At 64.3% G+C, this 2,725-nt stretch carries 3 protein-coding genes; 2 read left to right on the forward strand and 1 reads right to left on the reverse strand.

The window, feature by feature from the left end; translation table 11 throughout:
- Window positions 1–471: protocatechuate 3,4-dioxygenase subunit alpha (pcaG, locus tag QZ609_RS26165; RefSeq protein ID WP_295501331.1), on the forward strand; the 471-nt coding region annotated here is incomplete at its 5' end.
- 61 nt (window positions 472–532) lie between these two features.
- A complete protein-coding gene (gene thpR / locus QZ609_RS26170) occupies window positions 533–1,201 on the forward strand; it encodes an RNA 2',3'-cyclic phosphodiesterase (RefSeq protein ID WP_004626746.1) in 669 nt (222 codons plus the stop codon).
- Between the two features lie 11 nt (window positions 1,202–1,212).
- Here the strand turns inward: thpR and QZ609_RS26175 are convergent, their stop codons facing one another.
- Window positions 1,213–1,908, reverse strand: a complete 696-nt coding sequence (locus QZ609_RS26175) for a DsbA family protein (RefSeq protein ID WP_012435481.1) — start codon at window positions 1,906–1,908, stop codon at window positions 1,213–1,215.
- Between the last annotated feature and the right edge of the window lie 817 nt (window positions 1,909–2,725).

Here is a 2,725-nt window from a genome sequence, read left to right on the forward strand (position 1 = left end):
CGCGTCTACGATGGCTCCGGCTCGCTCGTGCGCGATGTGCTGATCGAGATCTGGCAAGCCAACGCGGACGGCAAATACGCCCATCCGGCCGATCGGCAAGACAAACCTGTCGACCCGGCATTCCGCGGCTGGGGCCGCGCCGGCGCCGATTTCGATACGGGCGTCTATCGCTTCGACACCATCAAGCCGGGCGCCGTGGCCGGCCGCAGCGGGACCACGCAGGCGCCGCACATCTGCATGATCCTGTTTGCGCGCGGCATCAACCTTGGCCTGCACACACGCGTGTACTTCAGCGACGAGGCTGCAGCCAACGGCACGGATCCGGTGCTGAACGGCATCGAGTGGGAAGTGCGTCGCAAGACGCTGATTGCCCAGCGCAGCGAGTGTAACGGCGAGGTGGTCTACACCTTCGACGTGCGCCTGCAAGACACGCCGGATGGAGGCGCGGAGACGGTCTTCTTCGATATCTGATCGCCGCATCACATCCAAGAGACCACGCCCGGCAGGTTCACACCGCCGGGCGTTGTTTTTGATGCAAGCAACACGACTTTCAGCGGGACGTCATGCGGGCGTCGATAATGGGCGGATCGCCAGCCCGGCGTTTGACGACCCTGCCGTGACCCAGCTCACTCTTCCCGGATTCGAAGCCACCCCGCAATTGCCCGCGCATCGCCTGTTTCTGGCGATCAAGCCTGACGTGGACACCGCCGAGCGCATCGCGCGGCTGATCCAGCAATTGCGGCCCGTCGTGGGCTTCAAGGGCAAGGCGCTGCGTACGGAGCGCCTGCATGTCACGCTGCATCATCTGGGCGATTTCGTTCATCTGCCGCCTGACGACGTCGTGGGGCGTGTGCGTGCAGCAGCGGCCGGCCTCGCGTTGCCGGCATTCGATGCCACGTTCAACCAGGTGGTGAGCTTCCATGGCCGGCGCGATCATCGGCCGTTTGTGCTGCTGGGCGATGAGGGCGTGGGCGGTTTGATGGCGTTTCAGGCGGCGCTGGGCGAGGCGCTCCAGCATGCCGCCGTGCCGGTGCCGCGTGGGCATTTCAAGCCGCACATCACGCTGTTGTATGACCGCGGTGGCTTTGCGCCGAAAGCGGTCGAGCCCATCACGTGGACCGTGCGCGAGTTCGTTCTCATCCATAGCTGGCTAGGCAAAACGCGCTACGACGAACTCGGCCGCTGGGCGCTCAAAGGCTGAGCGCCACGTTGTTATGCGCAGCCGTCCGGCCCGCAGACAGGGCCATCGGCTTGGTTCATCGGGGCAGGCGCGCCGATGTGCTGCGTCAGCGCCTCTGCCCAGGATTCCGGTTTGCCCAGCCACAGGCCAACGTCGATGATGCCCAGTTGGCCATCGGCATCTTCCAGCGCAAACGTCGGAAAACCCTGACCGCCCACTCGATCGAGCCACTGTCGGCTTTGCGCGATGTGCTGCTGCGTGAGCGCACCGGTTTGCCGCGCGTATTCCGCATCGAATGCTTCGGGCGATAGGCCGATCTCCGCTGCAAGCTCGCGCAGTACCAGCACATCGGCAATGCGCCGGCCTTCTTCGTAGTGCGCACGTTGGACGCGATGGATCATGTCCAGCCCGCGGCCGCCGAGCGCCTGCGCTGCAAGCACGGCGGTAATGGGCGGCTCCGAATCCATCACCGCCGTGGTGTCGCGCAACAGGCCTTCAAAGTACGTCTCGCCGAACGGCTGGCCGGTCATCTCGGCAATGCGATGGTCGTGCGGCATCACGTAATCGCGCCACTGGGGCGTCACTGCACGGCGGTTCGGGCCTGCAAGCATGCCGCCGCCGTGGAAGGCGATCGTGAGGCCGGGCACCGTGCGCGCGGCTTCCACCAGCGGCGCGGCGCCGTAGCACCAGCCGCACAGCGGGTCGTAGATGTAATGCAACGTCGTCATGTCGATTTCCAGGTTGCAGACCAGCTTACTGCGGCCACTTCATTTCGCCCTTGATGACCTTGGCGCTCAGCTCCAGCGATGCATCGCCGGCCAGCGTTGGATAGGCCGCGTTCATCGCCTGGATCAGCTCTGCCGAATTGTTGGCCTTGGCGGCCTGTACCTCGAAGGTTTTCAGGTAATCCGCGGTAAAGCGTACCGCGTCCAGCCCCTTTGGCATTGCACCCGTGAAGTGACCAGGCACCACGGTCGTCGGCTTGAGCGCTGTGATGTTGTCCAGCGTCTGCAACCAGCCCAGGCGCGATTCGCGCGTCTGCGTGTCGGCCACCCAAACGTGGTCGCCGCTGTTGACCACCACGCCGCCGGCCACGGTCTTGATCGACGGAATCCACAGATACGTGCGTGCCGCGTCCGGGCCGTTCAGTCCCTTGATCTCGATGGTGCGGCCTTCCAGCGCCAGGTGGTCGGCGTGCAGCACATCGGGCAGCACGAGCGCCTTGGGCGCGTTGTCCTTCAGGATCGGGCCCCAATAGGCGAGCTTGCCGTTCATCGAAGCCTTGATGGCGGCCACGGTCTGCGGTGTGGCCACGATCTTCGCTTTCGGGAAGGCCGCGCGGAAGACATCCAGCCCGAAGTAATAATCCGGATCGCTCTGGCTGATGTAGACCGTGGTGAGCGTCTTGCCGCTGGCCTTGAGTTTCTGCACGAGATCGGAAGAGCGTCGTGTAGGGAAAGAGGGTAGATCTCGGTGGTCGCCGTATCATTAAAAAAAGGCGTGTGGGTGCGCCTGCACTATGTTTACCCTTACCCGCACGTGGAC

Source organism: uncultured Ralstonia sp. (assembly GCA_913056305.1).
In the GTDB taxonomy this organism is placed as follows: domain Bacteria; phylum Pseudomonadota; class Gammaproteobacteria; order Burkholderiales; family Burkholderiaceae; genus Ralstonia.

Coding starts and splice junctions, on each gene's coding strand:
- thpR (WP_004626746.1), top strand. CDS start 533: ATGCAAGCAACACGACTTTCAGCGGGACGTCATGCGGGCGTCGATAAT.
- QZ609_RS26175 (WP_012435481.1), bottom strand. CDS start 1,908: ATGACGACGTTGCATTACATCTACGACCCGCTGTGCGGCTGGTGCTAC.